We start from the raw sequence: 982 nt of genomic DNA, 5'->3' as shown, positions 1-982 counted from the left end.
AAGACGAAGTTAATAAAAAAGAGTTTCGATTTATCGAAAACCCGCACTGGCGATTACCAGCGGTTATCGTCTCGGCCGCACGAACTGCTTGCGGTTCAGAAAAAATAAAAAACCGAAATCTTCCCAAAAAATCTTTTTACGCTACGACCGGCTGCAACTAACTTTTTTCGGTTATTTCTGCGATTAGGTTCGGTCGGCATTGTGACTAGCCTTTCCAAATCGCACAGAGGAAAAATTTCTTCAATATGGACATCAAGTTGGAATCTCGGAAAAAACTAAAACCAGAATAGGAGAGACGTTCCTAATTTGTCGTGAAACGTGGCTGGACGATAACGTTAGGCCGCTAATTTCGGTTGCGGCGTTTCGGAGAGAGTACTCTCCGCCGAAAAGTACGAAATTAAAGAACAGCCCGTTCCATTAGTCAATCTGCCGCAATCGAAATTAGCGGTGGTTATAGGCTGCCATAATTGCTTAATGTATTGAATATAGAAATTTTGGGAATATAGAATCTTTGCTTATTTCATTAACTTTTTTAATCCATTCAACAAATTTATAATCGACCTGTATAACAGAATCATTCAATATGTGATACGTTGCAAAAACATCTCCGTCAAGTGGAAAACTTTTTAACCCGTGCGGATTGTCAATAAGATCGATTTTTTCATGATTCTTATTTGACCAAATTAGATACAAACCATTCTTGTTTAAGTTTTTGTATTTAAACAGACGCGAATTATTGAAGAATCTATAACTAATGTCTTTTTCTTCGAAAATTATTTCTGAACTATATTTTTTATCCAATTTTTTTGGTCTCCAAAAGATATAATGCTCTTCGTAATTCATAAACCTATATTTTGACCCAGCTAGGAATTACTTCATGTTTTGATTCTGTTTTTCTGCATCCGCTAATCATGGAAAGGAGCAAAATGGAAATTGTGAATAAAAAGCGTTTCATATTTCTCGAGATTTCATGGTAGCCACT

1 protein-coding gene is annotated in these 982 nt (G+C 36.0%); it reads right to left on the bottom strand.

Annotated elements, in window-relative coordinates; genetic code table 11:
- Window positions 1-471 precede the first annotated feature (471 nt).
- A complete protein-coding gene (locus HZF10_RS17650) occupies window positions 472-843 on the bottom strand; it encodes a hypothetical protein (RefSeq protein ID WP_176007566.1) in 372 nt (123 codons plus the stop codon).
- Window positions 844-982: the final 139 nt, after the last annotated feature.

The sequence above is a fragment of the Flavobacterium agri genome, from assembly GCF_013401995.1.
Lineage (GTDB): Bacteria > Bacteroidota > Bacteroidia > Flavobacteriales > Flavobacteriaceae > Flavobacterium > Flavobacterium agri.
The sequence above is the reverse complement of the archived record's forward strand: the minus strand, read 5'-3'. Positions and strand labels throughout refer to the sequence as shown.